The 15,653-nt window shown below is 29.7% G+C and carries 20 protein-coding genes; 19 read left to right on the top strand and 1 reads right to left on the bottom strand.

Features of this window, described 5'->3' with window-relative positions; translation table 11 throughout:
* The first annotated feature begins 633 nt into the window (after positions 1 to 633).
* The 18 genes from FGK85_RS04500 to FGK85_RS04420 all read left to right on the top strand — a co-directional run bounded on the left by FGK85_RS04500 (position 634) and on the right by FGK85_RS04420 (position 14,878).
* Positions 634 to 1,056, top strand: a complete 423-nt coding sequence (locus FGK85_RS04500; protein ID WP_138204129.1) for a DUF5684 domain-containing protein — start codon at positions 634 to 636, stop codon at positions 1,054 to 1,056.
* A 466-nt stretch (positions 1,057 to 1,522) separates the two neighbouring features.
* Positions 1,523 to 2,131: a copper homeostasis protein CutC gene (locus FGK85_RS04495; protein ID WP_138204127.1), complete on the top strand. Its 609-nt coding sequence runs from the start codon at positions 1,523 to 1,525 to the stop codon at positions 2,129 to 2,131.
* A gap of 850 nt (positions 2,132 to 2,981) precedes the next feature.
* The gene (locus FGK85_RS04490; RefSeq protein WP_138204125.1) at positions 2,982 to 3,530 is read left to right on the top strand and encodes a GNAT family N-acetyltransferase; all 549 of its coding nucleotides are present in this window, start codon (positions 2,982 to 2,984) and stop codon (positions 3,528 to 3,530) included.
* Positions 3,531 to 3,688: 158 nt separating this feature from the next.
* Positions 3,689 to 4,903 carry a S66 family peptidase gene (locus FGK85_RS15480; RefSeq protein WP_138204123.1) on the top strand — a complete coding sequence of 405 codons (1,215 nt, stop codon included), beginning with the start codon at positions 3,689 to 3,691 and terminating at the stop codon, positions 4,901 to 4,903.
* Positions 4,904 to 5,137: 234 nt separating this feature from the next.
* Positions 5,138 to 5,710 (top strand): GNAT family N-acetyltransferase, encoded by a 573-nt coding sequence (locus FGK85_RS04480; protein WP_138204121.1) that lies wholly within the window; start codon positions 5,138 to 5,140, stop codon positions 5,708 to 5,710.
* A 239-nt stretch (positions 5,711 to 5,949) separates the two neighbouring features.
* Entirely contained in the window at positions 5,950 to 6,462 is a 513-nt protein-coding gene (locus FGK85_RS04475) for a GNAT family N-acetyltransferase (protein WP_138204119.1), read from the top strand.
* A gap of 411 nt (positions 6,463 to 6,873) precedes the next feature.
* Entirely contained in the window at positions 6,874 to 7,407 is a 534-nt protein-coding gene (locus tag FGK85_RS04470) for a GNAT family N-acetyltransferase (protein ID WP_138204117.1), read from the top strand.
* Between the two features lie 66 nt (positions 7,408 to 7,473).
* On the top strand, positions 7,474 to 7,695 hold the full coding sequence (locus FGK85_RS04465) for a PF20097 family protein (RefSeq protein ID WP_138204115.1): 222 nt from the start codon (positions 7,474 to 7,476) through the stop codon (positions 7,693 to 7,695).
* Between the two features lie 299 nt (positions 7,696 to 7,994).
* On the top strand, positions 7,995 to 8,687 hold the full coding sequence (locus FGK85_RS04460; protein WP_341472466.1) for a class I SAM-dependent methyltransferase: 693 nt from the start codon (positions 7,995 to 7,997) through the stop codon (positions 8,685 to 8,687).
* A gap of 45 nt (positions 8,688 to 8,732) precedes the next feature.
* The gene (locus tag FGK85_RS15270) at positions 8,733 to 8,882 is read left to right on the top strand and encodes a hypothetical protein (RefSeq protein ID WP_171011327.1); all 150 of its coding nucleotides are present in this window, start codon (positions 8,733 to 8,735) and stop codon (positions 8,880 to 8,882) included.
* Between the two features lie 219 nt (positions 8,883 to 9,101).
* Entirely contained in the window at positions 9,102 to 9,434 is a 333-nt protein-coding gene (locus tag FGK85_RS04455) for a DUF3784 domain-containing protein (RefSeq protein ID WP_138204112.1), read from the top strand.
* 42 nt (positions 9,435 to 9,476) lie between these two features.
* Positions 9,477 to 10,613, top strand: a complete 1,137-nt coding sequence (locus FGK85_RS04450; RefSeq protein ID WP_138204110.1) for a hypothetical protein — start codon at positions 9,477 to 9,479, stop codon at positions 10,611 to 10,613.
* Between the two features lie 178 nt (positions 10,614 to 10,791).
* Entirely contained in the window at positions 10,792 to 11,154 is a 363-nt protein-coding gene (locus tag FGK85_RS04445) for a dATP/dGTP pyrophosphohydrolase domain-containing protein (RefSeq protein ID WP_138204108.1), read from the top strand.
* Positions 11,129 to 11,365, top strand: a complete 237-nt coding sequence (locus tag FGK85_RS04440) for a hypothetical protein (protein ID WP_171011326.1) — start codon at positions 11,129 to 11,131, stop codon at positions 11,363 to 11,365. Before FGK85_RS04445 ends, FGK85_RS04440 begins: the two co-directional genes overlap by 26 nt.
* On the top strand, positions 11,366 to 11,551 hold the full coding sequence (locus FGK85_RS15845) for a GNAT family N-acetyltransferase (RefSeq protein ID WP_138204135.1): 186 nt from the start codon (positions 11,366 to 11,368) through the stop codon (positions 11,549 to 11,551).
* A 93-nt stretch (positions 11,552 to 11,644) separates the two neighbouring features.
* Positions 11,645 to 11,926 (top strand): histidine kinase, encoded by a 282-nt coding sequence (locus tag FGK85_RS04430; protein ID WP_138204104.1) that lies wholly within the window; start codon positions 11,645 to 11,647, stop codon positions 11,924 to 11,926.
* 799 nt (positions 11,927 to 12,725) lie between these two features.
* A complete protein-coding gene (locus tag FGK85_RS04425) occupies positions 12,726 to 14,288 on the top strand; it encodes an AAA-like domain-containing protein (protein ID WP_138204102.1) in 1,563 nt (520 codons plus the stop codon).
* A gap of 38 nt (positions 14,289 to 14,326) precedes the next feature.
* The gene (locus FGK85_RS04420; protein ID WP_138204100.1) at positions 14,327 to 14,878 is read left to right on the top strand and encodes a Uma2 family endonuclease; all 552 of its coding nucleotides are present in this window, start codon (positions 14,327 to 14,329) and stop codon (positions 14,876 to 14,878) included.
* Between the two features lie 112 nt (positions 14,879 to 14,990).
* On the opposite strand, the gene FGK85_RS04415 is transcribed toward FGK85_RS04420, so the two are convergent.
* Entirely contained in the window at positions 14,991 to 15,098 is a 108-nt protein-coding gene (locus FGK85_RS04415) for a putative holin-like toxin (RefSeq protein WP_171011325.1), read from the bottom strand.
* A gap of 70 nt (positions 15,099 to 15,168) precedes the next feature.
* Between FGK85_RS04415 and FGK85_RS04410 the strand changes: the two genes are divergently transcribed.
* Positions 15,169 to 15,540 (top strand): DUF5412 domain-containing protein, encoded by a 372-nt coding sequence (locus FGK85_RS04410; RefSeq protein ID WP_138204098.1) that lies wholly within the window; start codon positions 15,169 to 15,171, stop codon positions 15,538 to 15,540.
* The last annotated feature ends 113 nt before the right edge of the window (positions 15,541 to 15,653 follow it).

The following is a 15,653-nucleotide window of genomic DNA, read 5'->3' as shown; positions in this document are numbered from 1 at the left end:
GTATACCTTATTAATATAAGTAAGTAATTGTTTTAAATAACTTTTACTCATTTTATCAGCATCCTTTTTAAGTTGGTTTCTTGTCAAAACTATTATAAAAAGGATGCTTTTATTATGCAAATTTTTTCTCTAAAATTTCCAGCAAAAATCAGAATTTATGGTTTTTAACCTAACCCTCAATCATTCATTATAAATCAGCGGGCTCACGCCCCAAAAATTTTTAAGCGCTAAACTTCTGTAATAATTTTATTAATATAAATTAACCGAAAGACAATAAATGAAGTCATATAAAGCAATAGGAAATGCAATAAGTTTATGCATATAAATTAATAGGAAATGCAATAAGTTTATGTATATAAATTAATATGAAATGCAATAAGTTTATGCATATAAATTAATAGGAAATACAATAAGCTTATGCATATAAATTAATAGGAAATGCAATAAGTTTATGCATATAAATTAATAGGAAATGCAATAAGTTTATGCATATAAATTAATAGGAAAGACAATAAGCTTATGCATATAAATTAATAGCAAGGATAATAATTTTGTATAAAAAATGGTGGACTGGCATAGGGAATGCTCTTTTGAATATTATATAAGTATAGAGTAATTATCTGGAGGAATTTTATGTTTAATTACAATTACTATTCTTATTTAAATAATACCTATCTTATTTGGGTGTCAGTTATAAGTTACGTAGTTCAAGCATTTGCATATTATAGGCTGGCTGAAAAGGCGGGGCTTAATAACAAATGGATGGCTTTTATTCCTTTTTTACAATTTATAATTTTTTTCCACATAATAGATAAGAGTGCGTGGAATGTATTATTTGCATTTCTTGCCATCATACCATTTATTGGCCCATTAGTTTTGATTATTATATATATAATTTGGGATGTGGAATTTTACCAAAGATTTAAGACGCCTACAATATGGATTGTATTAAGCATAATATTTGTATTTGTAGCATGGATATATGTACTTTATATGGCCTTCTCGGATGATGTTGAATATGTAGGAATAAATCAATTTTCAGATAAGAAATTTTAAAGAAGATCTGGACAAGAAATTCTATAAAAACTTGGTGATAAAAACTTGGGGACGGTTAACAACTAATTTAAAATAAACAAGAAAAAGTTAGGTAGAATTAAAAAAACTAAGGACAGTTAATAATTAATTTATAATAAGTAAGAAAAATAAGGATAATCTAAATAAAAGGCTCATGTAAGGTTATGCAACTTTATATGAGCTCTTTGTTTTTTGTTAACATGTAGATATGTTAATATGTATATATGATATATATTAAATAAACTGTGATATATAATAGGGAATGATTTACACATAAAGTAATAAATAGATTGACATGGAAAATAATAAATAAATTGTGGTATGGAATAATGTAAAATAGGAGTTTATAGAGTAGGTAAGAAGTAAGAGTGAAAAAGTAAGAACTATGCTAAAGTTTAGTTAATATATAAACGAGTACATAGAATAATATGTAGGGGAGGAAAAGGTTATGACTATTTTTGAGGCTTGTGTAGGTAATTTTAAAGAGGCAGTTTCCATGGAAAAGTTAGGAGCAAATAGACTAGAATTATGTGATAATTTATTAGAGGATGGTACTACCCCAAGCTACGGCACTATAAAGGCAACTATAGATAATGTGAAAATACCTGTAATGGTTATGATTAGACCAAGAGGTGGTTCCTTTGAATATTCAAAGGAGGAAATAGAAATAATGAAGGAAGATGTGAAAATAGCTAAAGAATTAGGTGCCCATGGAGTGGTTATTGGTGTGTTAGCTGATAATAAAATAGATGTAAAAGCAGTGGGGGAACTAGTAGAAATAGCAAAGCCAATGTGTGTAACTTTCCATATGGCTTTTGATGAAATAGAGGACAAGTTCTCCGCTATAGATCAGCTGGTAAGTTTAAAAGTGGATAGGATATTGACTAAAGGTGGACAAGTTAATGCTTTAGCGGGAAAGGAGCAATTGAAAGCTTTAGTACAATATGCCAATGGCAGGATTACAATTATGCCTGGAAAAGGTGTTACTAAAGAAAATAGACAATATATTTTAGATTATACAGGTGCCACTGAAATTCATGGTAGCAAGGTAGTTTAATTAAAACATTTAAGAAAATTTGTAATTGTACTATTGACAGTTTTTATTGAACATGTTAACATATTACACAATTAAGTGATATTTCACAATTTTCAGTGCAATAAGGTATTAGTTTTTAGTTAACTTAAAGGCCGTAATTTTTCACTTAAAATTGTCAATAAATATATTATAAAGTGAGTGTATCTAGGGTTATACTTCAATTAGAGTTATATCTAAGTATGAGTAGGGCATTAGTTATTGATGCAGTTATTAGACTAAGCGTTATACAGGGATAATGGTTATGCTGGGATAATAATTATATTAGGGTAATAGTTATACTTAGATTAAAGTTATACAAGCATGTGGACAAGACCAAGATGTTTTAGTTGCATAGCTAAAAGTTATACTTCAATTAAAGTTACACCTGAGCGGTACAGGGAGACTTTCTAAATGTACAAAGAAATTTCCTACACGCGGATTAGAATTTAAACCTGCGGAGTCACGATTTAAAAGTGATTCTGTGGGTTTTTTGTTTTATAAACAGAGCTCTTAGCTTCAGATGGAGTTTTTACTCCAACTGAAGGTTAGAGATCGTTATCCAGGGTAGCTGGCGTTAACTCGCACTTTGTTAGAAGTGGGAGTGTTACGGCAGGTAGTCATCGGATAAACAGAGCTCTTAGCTTCAGATGGAGTTTTTACTCCAACTGAAGGTTAGAGATCGTTATCCAGGGACGTAGCTGGCGTTAACTCGCACTTTGTTAGAAGTGGGAGTGTTACGGCAGGTAGTCATCGGATAAAAATAAATATTTTATAGGATTTGTCATGAAAAAAACATATATATTTTATATTAATTATACTAGGAGGAATAGCTATGGGGAGAATATTAGGAAAAAGAATTATGCTGAGAGAGTACAAAAAAGAGGACTTAATTTATATGAGGCAATGGGTGAATGATGACAATATTACTAAGTATTTATCAGACATATTTTTATATCCACATACATTGAATGAAACGGAAAATTTTTTAGACTCCATATTGGATGGAAAAACTAAAGGTAAAAATTTTATAATTGCCAATAAAGATACAGAAGAATATTTAGGTCAAATAGATCTTTTAACAATAGATTGGAAAAACAGAGTTGGTTTATTGGGAATTGTATTAGGAAAAGAAGCTAATTTAGGAAAAGGATATGGTGAAGAAGCTATAAGACTTCTCTTGGATTATTCCTTTAATAAACTTAATTTAAATAGAATAGAACTTTGGCTTCATGATTTCAACAAAAGAGCATATAGATGTTACTCAAAATGTGGTTTTAAAGAAGAAGGCAGGAAGAGAAATAGTTTTTACGTAGATGGCAAGTATACGGACTATGTTTTGATGGGCATATTAAAGGATGAATTTACTGGGACAGTTAAGTAGAAATTGGTGAGATCAGAGCAGAATGAATGGGGACGGTTAAGCAGAAATTACTGAAATCAGAGTAGTAGTTAATGGGGACGGTCAAGCAGAAATTACTGAAATTAAAGTAGTGAATAGGGACGGTTAACATTTTATATTAATTATTGGGAGGGAGCGCTATGGAGATGATAGGAAAAGTGAATAAAATAGAGTGTAACAAATTGAAATTTGGTGATGAAATAAGAGTGATATCACCAGCTAGAAGTATGAAAATAATAACTCAGGAATTAAGAGAAATAGCTAAAATAAGATTTGAAGAAATGGGGCTTAAAGTCACTTTTGCAAAACATGTGGAGGAATGTGATGAGTTTTCATCATCGAGCATAGAATCCCGTGTGGAAGATATTCATGAGGCCTTTTTAGATAAGAATGTAAAGGCTGTTATAACCACCATAGGCGGTTACAATTCAAACCAATTATTAAAATACATTGATTATGAAATTATAAAAAATAATCCTAAAATATTTTGTGGCTTTTCAGATATAACCGCATTATGTTGTGCAATTTATAAGAAAACAGGACTTATAACTTACTATGGACCTCATTTTTCATCCTTTGGTATGGAAAAAGGCATTGAATATACAAGAGACTATTTTAAAAGGTGTCTTTTAGATGAAGAAAGCAAAGTAAGAGGAAAAAGTAGCCAAGCAGTCATTGAGGGGGCAAATGGTATAGGAAAATTTAATAGCCACGAAAGCATTGTAGGGCCAGATGGTATAGAGAAGTTTAGTATCCAAGAAAGCATTGATGGGCCAAACAATGTTGGAGAATTTAAAAAACATGAGGTTTGTAAAAATAAAGTTAACAGGGAGACAAGCAATGAAAATAAAACTTATATAGAGATTAAGCCTTCAGAATTTTGGAGCGATGATCCTTGGTATAGAGATCAGGAAAATAGAAATTTTATTCCTAATGATGGGTATTTAGTTATAAATGAAGGGGAAGCAGAGGGAACTTTAATTGGAGGAAATTTATGTACATTCAATCTTCTTCATGGTACTGAGTACATGCCACCTTTAAAAGATTCCATATTATTTATTGAAGATGATGAGCTAACCAATGTGGAAACCTTTGATAGAGACCTTCAGTCCATCATACATCAACCAGGATTTGAAGGAGTAAAGGGAATTCTTATAGGAAGATTTCAAAATGCTACAGCTATGACAAATGAAAAGCTTATAAAAATAATAAAAACAAAGAGAGAACTGAATAATATACCAGTTATGGCTAATGTGAATTTTGGACACGTAACTCCAATTGCAACTATTCCTGTAGGGGGGTGGGGAAGAATGTCCACTGGCAGCAAGAGGATAGAAGTAAGAATGAATAATTAGTGTATTAGTTGGTTAGTGGACCAGAAGTAAGTGTGCCAGTTGACCAGTGTGCTAGATAGCTAGTTTACAGTGTACTAGTTGTCCAGAGGGACAGAAGTCAGTACGCCAGTTACCCAGTGTGCTAAATCAAAGTGTGCTAGTGGTATAGAGAAGGTAGAGGTTTCTAGTCGGTGTTGAGGAAAAGATTTGAAGGTAAAATTGAAAAATAATCATTGTAAAGAAGGAGGAATTAGAATGTATTTTAAAAAACTTATAGGGCAAAAATGCTATTTATCTCCTATAAATGTGGAGGATTATGAAAAATATACTAAATGGGTTAATGATATGGAGGTATCTGCAGGCCTTGTATTTGCATCTAAACTTATTGGAATCGAAGCAGAAAAATCAGTTTTAGAAAGGCTTTCTACTAACGGTTATAATTTTGCAATTGTAGATGTAGAAAAGGATGAGCTTATTGGAAACTGTGGATATCCAAAGCTAGACCACATAAATAGAATAGGAGAAGTAGGTATATTTATTGGTAATAAAGATTATTGGGGTAAAGGCTACGGTCAAGATGTGTTAAATCTTTTATTAGACTTTGGCTTCAATGTATTAAATTTACACAATATTTCTCTAAAAGTATATTCATTTAATAAGCAAGCTATAAAATGTTATAAAAAAGTGGGATTTAAAGAGGCTGGGAGACTTCGAGAAGCAAAACTTATAGCTGGAAAAGCTTATGATGAAATTTTTATGGATATTTTAGATACGGAATACCAATCAATTTATGTTAATAATATAGTAGATAAGAAATCCCAGAGATAAATTGCAGAAAAAATGCGATAAAAATGGGGACGGTTAAGTAGAATAATAAAAATGGGGACAGTTAAGTAGAACAATACGATAAAAATGGCTAAGTAGAACAATTAAACTAAGTAGATAATAATTAAGAAAAAATAAAACGATGTTAAGTAAAATTCAAAAAACGATACTTAACCATCCCCAAAAAGGCTCCTTAAGAAAGAGTGAAAACTTAAAACTAAATAGGGGGGATGGAATTGAGTATGAATTTTAAAATAAGACCAGTAAGAATTGAAGATGCAACTGCTATAAATGAAATAAGAAGGCAAGATGGAGTTAGAGAAAACACCATGGGTATTATCAGTGAAAGAATTACTAGAATTCAAAATATCATAAATAATCTTACTGAAAATGATCATATGTTAGTTGCGGAAATTGAAGAAAATGGCATTGCAAAAGTTGTAGGAGTTGCAACCTTATCAGTTAATAGATCAAATAGGGTACGACATTCAGGGAGTATGGGTATATCTGTACACAAAGATTATCAAAGCAAGGGAATTGGAAGAGCTTTGATGACTAGTTTATTGGATATAGCAGATAACTGGCTTATGCTTGTAAGAATTGAGCTTGGAGTTTTCGTTGATAATGAAAAGGCCATAAATTTATATAAATCATTAGGCTTTGAAATTGAGGGCAGGAAAAAATACGTAGCCATCAGAAATGGAAAATATGAAGATGAGTATATAATGGCTAGATATAATTTACACAGAAATTAAGAATCCTGATTCAAATAAAGTGTATAAGAGTATCGGTTATAAGGAATGTGGAAGAATTGATGAAATTATTTTTAGCCTTAAGTAATATTTTAGGCCTTAAGTATAAATTATAGGGTCTAAATAATATCTTAGTAAAAGGTATAGTAAACATAAAATAAACAGAGCTCTTAGCTTCAGATGGAGTTTTAACTCCAACTGAAGGTTAGAGATCGTTATCCAGGGACGTAGCTGCCGTTATCTCGCACTTTGTTAGAAGTGGGAGTGTTACGGCAGGTAGTCATCGGATAAAAGCATGTTTTAGGATTTAAGCAGAGATTAACAAGGCCTAATTAATACTTTGGTAAAACTTATAGTAATTATAAAATAAAAATATTAGGCCAATAAAAATATGAGAAACAGGAGGATTTTATTATGTATGGAGGAGAAAAGGTAAAATTACGTGAATATAAAAGGGAAGATATTAAATTAGCTCAGGAATTTGTAAATGATGTAGAAGTAAAGAAAATGCTAAATCCGGGTATTCCATTTTTGTACACTTATGAAGATGAGGAAAAATGGTTTGAAAGCCAATCAGCTACAAATGAGCTATATAATTTTGCTATTGAAACATTAGAAGAAAGGAAATATATAGGTGGTTGTGGAATAAATAAATTGGATTGGAAAAACAGTGTAGCAACTATCGGTATATTTATAGGAAATAAAGAATATTGGAGTAGAGGCTATGGAAGTGATACATTAAATATTTTAATCAGATTTATTTTTGAGCAAATGAATATACACAAAATTAAACTAAATGTATTTTCTTTTAATAAAAGAGCTATAAAATGCTACGAGAAATGTGGCTTTAAAACAGAAGGTGTATTGAGGGAAGAAATATTTAGAGATGGAAAGTATTATGACGAGATAGTTATGGGACTTCTAAGGGATGAATACTATAAAAAATAGTAGAGTATTTGGTAGCATTGGGCTAGCAGATTTTTATTGTTATTAATAGAAAGTTAGGTGAATTTTATGGAGTGTCCATATTGCAATAAGAATATGGAAGAAGGAGTAATACATGGAGACAGATATGCATTGAAGTGGATAGAGAAATCAAGGGATAAAGGAGTAATGTTGAGTGCGTTTCAAAAGGGTATAAAGTTAACAGATCCTTGGATGCACAATGAAGTAGAAGTATTTTACTGTATCAATTGTAAAAAGATGATTATTGATCTCAATAATAAGATTGAATAAGCCAAGCAAATTTTTAGGAAATTGAAGCTAAAAAATTAATGCAATAACATTAATTATATTTTATTAATTAAGCAAATAACGATATTTACGTTAGAAATGGGTGGTTAATCTTAAATAAAGACAAAAAAATGTTAACCGTCCCCAAAGACTCATCCCCAAAAATCCAATGAATTTATTTATATTTTAAGAAGGGAAAATGAATTATGGAAGAATTGAAATATTTGGCAGAATATTATAATAATTATGATGAAGAGGGGCGTCTTACCTCTAAACATGGTCAGGTTGAGTTCCTTACCACAATGAAGTACTTAAATAAGTACTTAAAAAAAGGAATGCGTATTTTAGAAGTAGGAGCTGGAACCGGTAGATATTCGCTTTCACTTGCAGAAAAAGGATTTAGAGTTGATGCAATAGAACTTATTCAGCATAATATTGATATTCTTAAGAGCAAGACAGGAGAAAATTGTAATATAGATATTAGACAAGGCAATGCCATAGATTTGTCTTGTTACAATGATGAAACTTTTGATATTACATTAGTGCTTGGACCATTGTACCATTTGTTCACTGATAAGGATAAAAAGCAAGCCATCAGCGAAGCTATTAGGGTTACAAAAAAAGGCGGAGTTATATTTGTTGCCTATTGTATGAATGAAGCAACAATTATAAGCTGGGGCTTTCAGAAAGGTAATATTCTTGAAGGAATTCAAAGTGGTATTGTTGACAAGGACACATATAAATGTTTGTCCAATCCATCTTTGCTGTTTGAAATGTACAGGAAAGAGGAAATTGATCAGTTGATGGCAGGATATGCTGTTGAACGTCTTCATTTTGTTGCAACTGATTTAGCAACAAATTATATGCGTGGTGAAATCGATGCCATGGATGAAGAAATGTTTGAAGCTTACTTGAAATACCATTTTTCTATATGTGAACGTCCTGACCTAGTGGGTATAACACACCATAGCTTAGACATTTTTAGAAAAAATTGATATAAGTTTAAACACAATATTTTTAAATAAAAAGGGGGGACTGTCATGCAGGATATAGGGGGATCCATAATGGCTTTGAGTTTTTTGGGGATTGTTAAATCAATATTAGAAGTTCTACTTTATATTTCAGCAATTATAGTATTATTTAAAGTAACACAGGCATTAAATATATATATTAATAAAAATTCAAGATAATATATTAAACATTTTTTTATAATGCAGGAACTATTGAAGAAAAAACATTGAAGAAAAAACAAAGGGGACGGTTAACAACAATTAGATAAATTTAAAGGCGAAAAGTTGTTAACCGTCCCCAAAAAAATTCCCCCAAAACTTTCCCCAAAAATCCCACATGCATGGAGAAGATATAATTAAAATGAATAGAGAGATAAAGGTACAAAGGAGTGAATAATTATGACTATTGCTTGGATAGCTGCAGCTATTTGTGGAATTATAAGTATATTTCTTCTTTGCGGTAAAGGAAGCTGGCTGGTTGCAGGGTATAATACTATGAGCAAAGAAGAAAAAGCTCAATATGATGAAAAAAAAGTTTGTCGCCTTACTGGAATTTTAATGTTAATTATTACAATTCTAATAGTAATTTTGATACAAATAACTGAGTATGGAACTAGGAATAATTCCCAAAGCATAATTTCTAATGCTGCATTAGCTTTCGGTTTTATAGTGATAGTGTTATGTATTGTATTTTGTATATTTTTTGATAGACTAACTAAAATTAAACATTAAAAATAACTTAAGAACATGTAAAATATTTCAGGAGGACATGCTGTGGATAAAAAAGTAAAGAAAAAGAATGTTAAAGATTTATTTAAAAAAATAGGTGCTATTATACTATCTATGGGGATAGGCGCTATTATAGGTATTTTTGTGTGTAAATTAATTGAAGAAGTGGTTGGTGATTATGGTCCATTTACAATTATAATTGGTATGGCTATTTTTGTATTTGCATTTATGTTGCAATTGATTCTACATGAAGTAGGCCATTTGATTTGTGGACTTTGGTCTGGATATGAATTTGTATCGTTCAGAATTGGAACTTTAACATTTGTAAAAGATAATGGGAAGATAGTAACTAAAAAATTTACTATTAAAGGTACAGCTGGACAGTGTATTATGATGCCGCCTAAAGATAAAAAGCATGATTGTCCATACATCCTTTATAATTTGGGTGGTATACTTATGAATGCTGTAATAACATGTTTGTGCATAGCCATTTATTTATGGTGTCCTATGCCTAAAATATTATCCATATTTTTTATTTTTACTGCTATTAGTGGAGTTTATGATTTAATATTAAATGGTATTCCTATGAAAATAAGCGGTGTTTGCAATGATGCATATAATCTGCTTTCCATTAAAAGGGACAAAATTGCAAAGTATTCATTTTATATAGCGCTTAGGGTAAATGGACTTCTTTATGAGGGAGTTCGAATAAAGGACATGCCACTTGAATGGTTTGAACTTCCTGAGGGGGCTGATTTAGGCAATCCTATAATTAGTAGTATAGAAATTCTAAAGGGAAACTATTATTTTGATAAAAAAGAATTTCATAAGGCAAAAGAATGTTATGAAAAGCTATTAAATAATGTACCTAATCTAATTAAGTTATATGAAAATGAAATCAAATGTGAGCTTCTTTTTCTTGAAATTATAGGCGACGCCAGGAAAGATATAATTGATAAGTTATATACTAAAGAATTAAAAAGTTATATAAGGGCAACTGATTGTTATATGTCCAGAAAACGTTTAATGTATGCCTATGCGCTTATAATAGAACAAAATACACAAAAGGCGGATAAGCTATTGAATGAGGCTTATATAGCTCAAAAAACATGTCCCGCAAAAGGCGATGCGGAAAGTGAAATGGAAATAATAGAGTTTGTAAAGGAAACGTATGCCCAGTAACTAAGAAATTAAATTTAAACTATAGCACATATAAAATAGTGCCAATACGCATTTTGTAAAGTTACCACATAATATATTGAAAGGAAGTGAATTTTAGTAGCCAGTGAATATAATAAGTTGAAATATTAATTCAAAAGATTATTGACAACTTGTAATATACTTTGGTGCTAAATAAATTATGTTAGATTTAAAAATATCAGAAATTATGTCTATGCAAAAGGAACTTCAGGAAAAATATAAAGGAAAATGGGCTCCCCTTACTGCGGAAAATGGTCGTAATTCTTTACTGTGGATGATAGAAGAAATGGGAGAAGTTGTATCAATTATAAAAAAACGTGGAGAAAATGATATCATGAATGATCACATAGTGAGAGAAGCATTTGTGGAAGAAATGGTTGATGTGATGATGTATTATAGTGATGCATTGATGTGTTATGGAATTACTCCAGAGGAATTATCGAAGGCTTTTGTAAAAAAACACTCTAAAAATATGGCCAGAGATTTTATCCATGAGCATGAGGAATATTTACATAATAAATAACTTCTTTAGTAATATTAAATTAAATAATTTTGTGTTGAATTTTTATATAGATAATCTTGCTGATGAATATAAAAGAATTAAAGAACTTAATATAGGAAAAGTTACTGAAATTATGTATGTAAATATTGCATCACCTTATTATCATTTTTTACTAGAAGATCCAGACGAAAACATAATTGAAATAACAGGAAATTATAATGGAATTATATAGATAGTAAATACGGTTTTTACAAATGAAAAATATAGAAATAAGGGTTATGGGAAATTTGTAACAATTGGAGCATTGAAATGGTGTTATGAAAATGATATTATGCCAATTTATTGGGTAGATACAAAAAATACGTATTCAGTTGCTTTAGCAAAGAGTTTAGGTTTTAAGGTGAAATCTGAAGAATAGTGGTAGGAACGTATTTCAATGAATAATTTTAATTTGATAATAGTAAAAAATCCTTTATAAGAGGAGATTCCATATTGCGAGGAGTGGCGTGAAATGAAATTTAATAAGTTAGATTTAATGTTATATATAAAAAATGGCAATTTAAATTGGATATTATATTTAATAGCTTCATTAGTCATCTTAATTCCAATAGCTATAGTTTTTATTACTGGCAATCCCTTTAGTTCATCTTTTAGTAAAATATCCATAGGCATAGCATTTATTTTTGTCATATTAGGAAAATTCTTTGCACTACTTAAAAAGGAAAAAGGCGATAAAAGTATTCCTATAGATATTGGAATTATCATTGGTCTTTTAATTGCATTTATCCGATGACTACCTGCCGTAACACTCCCACTTCTAACAAAGTGGGAGATAACGGCAGTTACGTCCCTGGATAACGATCTCTAACCTTTAGATGGAGTAAAAACTCCATCTGAAGCTAAGAGCTCTGTTTATTATAGAAGATGGTTGGGGTAACCTACTTTTCGTGAAAACTTAAAATAAAAATGCAATTGAAATTATTTATTAAAGTTATTAATGTTTTATGGGGTAAGTGAAAGTATAACTATTTTTGCAACCTATCGGTCTGCGGCCTGACCAGCCCTTTCTTTTTTCTAACTTAAAGATTTTCTGAATAAAATGAAAAAAATCCACATTATTTGATATTTGATATTTGATATCTGATATTTATATATTTAGCCTGACTACTGCCAAGAAAAAATTATCCTTAACTCTTACTTCTTATTTTTTACTTCTTACCTTTTCTCCCCTACAAATAAGATTTATACAAGCAATTGCCTTACGGCAAAATGAATCGAATTTTAATTACTATTATATTTTGTGTGAGATAAAAACAGCCATATAAGCTAATGATATTAAAAGTGTCATTGGCTTATGTTATAATGGGTTAAAGGATAAAATAGATATATAAGTATAATTAATAATGAATAATGAATAATTAAGGATAAGACTCCTTTGGGAGTTTTTGATAAAATATAAATTCAAGAAATTCTTTAGGAATTTCAACCTTACCTCTTACTTGTTACCTCTTACTTCTTACTTAGTACTTGCTACTTCTTACTTATTATCTCAATTATTCATTATAAAAATTATAGGTGGTGAAAATTCATTTATGAAGAAAAGATTTAATACTACAGGAGTGTGCGTTAGTAGAAAACATTATATGGTTGATATAAGCAGTAAGCTTAAGGAAATAGAAAAGCTAATAGAAAATGAATTTTACTTTACTATAAATAGACCAAGACAGTATGGTAAAACCACTACTTTAAATGCAATAGCTAACTATTTAAGAGAAAAATATTTAGTTATAGATATTAGCTTTGAAGGTATTGGAGATTCTGTTTTTGAAGAAGAAAAGATTTTTTGTAATAAATTCTTAAAGTTAATGATTAATTCTTTGAGGTTTAGTGATAAAAAAGAGAGTGATAAATTATTTAATATAACAGAGGAAATTAATGATATTGCAGAACTGTCAGAAGTGATAACGAGTTTTGTAGGAAATGCAGAAAAAGACGTTATTTTAATCATAGATGAAGTGGATAAAAGTTCAAACAATCAATTGTTTTTAAGTTTTATAGGAATGCTTAGAAACAAATATTTATCAAGAGAAATGGGAAAGGACTATACCTTTAAATCTGTTATACTAGCTGGAGTGTACGATGTAAAAACTTTAAAACTAAAATTAAGGCCAGAGCAGGAGACGAAATACAATTCTCCTTGGAACATAGCAGCAGATTTTAATGTGGATATGAGCTTTTCACCAGCTGAAATTAGCACAATGCTAAAGGAATATTGTGATGAAAATAATATTTCTATGGATATAAAAGAACTTAGTGAAGAAATATACTTTTTTACAGAAGGCTATCCATTTTTAGTCAGTAGGATATGTCAGATTATTGACGAGAGAATTTATGAATTAGATAAGAAACCTTGGAGTATATGGGATGTTCAAAAATCAGTTAAAATGATCAATGAAGAAGTTAATACTTTATTTGAGAGCATAGTTAAGAATTTAGAAAATAACAATGAACTTTATGAGTTAACAAGGCGAATCTTAATAGATGGCGAACAAATTGTCTTTAATCCATTAGATCCTATAATAAGTATAGGGGTAACTTACGGTATATTTAAAAAAGGTAAAGATGGATTAGAAATAAGTAATAAAATATTTGAAGAGATAATTTATAATTATATGATATCTAAAATAAGAACCTGTACTAAGAATATGAGTTTATATAACATTAAAAACAATTTTATAGAACCAAATGGAGGACTTAATGTAGAAAAAATTCTTCAAAGATTTATGCAATTTATGAAGGAACAATATTCCTCTAAGGATCAAGAATTTATAGAGCACCACGGAAGGCTACTATTTTTAGCATTTATTAAGCCAATAATAAATGGAGTTGGATTTGATTTTAAGGAAGTTCAAATTTCAGAAGAAAAGAGATTAGATGTGGTTATAACCTATAATAATTTTAAATATATCATAGAAATGAAGATATGGAGAGGGCAGAAATATCATGAAGATGGATTAAATCAGCTTTGTGATTACTTAGATATTAACTCTTTGGATAAGGGATACCTGGTTATATTTAACTTTAATAAAAATAAAGAGTTTAAAGAAGATAGAATAAAGGTGCAAGGGAAAGATATATTTACGGTTTATGTTTAGAAATAGTTAAAGGCATTAAAATAAGGGAGTGGTGAGGTATGTACGCTAAGAATATACACTACACAGAAGATGAGTTTGAAAATATTCAGGCTAATTATAATGGTAAGGCTGAATATAGTAACGGATATATTATATTATCATCTAATACTTCTATTCAACATAATAAAATAATATCAAGATTAAATTTTAAATTAATGACGTTCCTTGATAAAAGTAAATGCGATGTATATACGGAATCTATTGAAGTGATTTTTAGAAATAATGAAGAAGTGTATAAGTATAAACCAGATGTATTTGTAATGTGTGAAAAATCTACTAGGCAAGGTGAAAGTTTCACATCAGCGCCAAAGATTGTATTTGAAGTTATTTCAAAAAGTACCGCAACTCATGACTATATAACAAAGTTAGATGTTTATCAAAGATTTGGTGTTCTTGAATATAATATAGTTGAACAAGAAGGGTATATAGTACAATATTCATTAATAGATAATCAGTATAAAATAACAAATGTTTTTAAGAATAATGATAACTATATAAGCACGGTTTTTCCAGATATGTCTATAAACCTAGAAGATATATTTAAGTTTTAGCATTACCTTAGGTGATTATAGAAGATTATTTTGCAAATGCCTAATTTACTAAGCTGATCTAGTTGCTTAGGCAACTGGCATCACTATAATATATATAATAAAAAATTAGTAGCTAACCAATTCGACCTGGGGCTACTATTTTTTTTGACATTTTATCAATAAGTAACACTATAAATGTTAATAGTGCTAATAAAAATAATCCTGCCTGAAATAGTAACATTAAAGTATCGTTATTGATATATTATGGTACAAATGTTATAATTATGAAATTATTTATGGGAGAGTAATTTATGAAACAAAAAACAAAAAATAGGCTTATAAAGATAGGTATCATTATGGTCATTTTGGTTGGTGGAGTAGCTTATGCTATTAATTGGGCATTTTTTGATATTCAAAGAATTAGAGGTCAAGAATATCTTAGTGAATCAACTTCACCTAATGGAACATATAGTGTAATCGCTTATTTGAATAATGGTGGAGCCACAACAGGTTTTGCAGTTTTAGGTACACTAAAGAATAATAAAACCGGGAAAACGAAAAATATTTATTGGCAGTACCACTGTGAAAAAGCTCATATGGAATGGATAAATGATGAGACAATAAAAATAAATGGTGTAGAATTAAAAGTTAAAAATGAAATTTATGACTATAGAAGAGAATAAATTATAAGCAGTTAAGGCATAAAAATCATACCAGTTACAAGCAAAAACTAACCACTTACTGTTGTTATATTTACAAAGGGAAAAATAGTTAATATAATAAAAATATGGAGAGT

Source organism: Haloimpatiens lingqiaonensis (assembly GCF_901447495.1).
Lineage (GTDB): Bacteria > Bacillota > Clostridia > Clostridiales > Clostridiaceae > Haloimpatiens > Haloimpatiens lingqiaonensis.
This window is presented reverse-complemented; position numbering and strand designations above follow the sequence as displayed.

Excerpts from the sequence above, each read along its gene's own strand:
- FGK85_RS04500 (WP_138204129.1), top strand. The coding sequence starts at position 634 with ATGTTTAATTACAATTACTATTCTTATTTAAATAATACCTATCTTATT.
- FGK85_RS04495 (WP_138204127.1), top strand. The coding sequence starts at position 1,523 with ATGACTATTTTTGAGGCTTGTGTAGGTAATTTTAAAGAGGCAGTTTCC.
- FGK85_RS04490 (WP_138204125.1), top strand. The coding sequence starts at position 2,982 with ATGGGGAGAATATTAGGAAAAAGAATTATGCTGAGAGAGTACAAAAAA.
- FGK85_RS15480 (WP_138204123.1), top strand. The coding sequence starts at position 3,689 with ATGGAGATGATAGGAAAAGTGAATAAAATAGAGTGTAACAAATTGAAA.
- FGK85_RS04480 (WP_138204121.1), top strand. The coding sequence starts at position 5,138 with ATGTATTTTAAAAAACTTATAGGGCAAAAATGCTATTTATCTCCTATA.
- FGK85_RS04475 (WP_138204119.1), top strand. The coding sequence starts at position 5,950 with ATGAATTTTAAAATAAGACCAGTAAGAATTGAAGATGCAACTGCTATA.
- FGK85_RS04470 (WP_138204117.1), top strand. The coding sequence starts at position 6,874 with ATGTATGGAGGAGAAAAGGTAAAATTACGTGAATATAAAAGGGAAGAT.
- FGK85_RS04465 (WP_138204115.1), top strand. The coding sequence starts at position 7,474 with ATGGAGTGTCCATATTGCAATAAGAATATGGAAGAAGGAGTAATACAT.
- FGK85_RS04460 (WP_341472466.1), top strand. The coding sequence starts at position 7,995 with ATGAAGTACTTAAATAAGTACTTAAAAAAAGGAATGCGTATTTTAGAA.
- FGK85_RS15270 (WP_171011327.1), top strand. The coding sequence starts at position 8,733 with ATGCAGGATATAGGGGGATCCATAATGGCTTTGAGTTTTTTGGGGATT.
- FGK85_RS04455 (WP_138204112.1), top strand. The coding sequence starts at position 9,102 with ATGACTATTGCTTGGATAGCTGCAGCTATTTGTGGAATTATAAGTATA.
- FGK85_RS04445 (WP_138204108.1), top strand. The coding sequence starts at position 10,792 with ATGTTAGATTTAAAAATATCAGAAATTATGTCTATGCAAAAGGAACTT.
- FGK85_RS04440 (WP_171011326.1), top strand. The coding sequence starts at position 11,129 with ATGAGGAATATTTACATAATAAATAACTTCTTTAGTAATATTAAATTA.
- FGK85_RS04430 (WP_138204104.1), top strand. The coding sequence starts at position 11,645 with ATGAAATTTAATAAGTTAGATTTAATGTTATATATAAAAAATGGCAAT.
- FGK85_RS04425 (WP_138204102.1), top strand. The coding sequence starts at position 12,726 with ATGAAGAAAAGATTTAATACTACAGGAGTGTGCGTTAGTAGAAAACAT.
- FGK85_RS04420 (WP_138204100.1), top strand. The coding sequence starts at position 14,327 with ATGTACGCTAAGAATATACACTACACAGAAGATGAGTTTGAAAATATT.
- FGK85_RS04415 (WP_171011325.1), bottom strand. The coding sequence starts at position 15,098 with ATGTTACTATTTCAGGCAGGATTATTTTTATTAGCACTATTAACATTT.
- FGK85_RS04410 (WP_138204098.1), top strand. The coding sequence starts at position 15,169 with ATGAAACAAAAAACAAAAAATAGGCTTATAAAGATAGGTATCATTATG.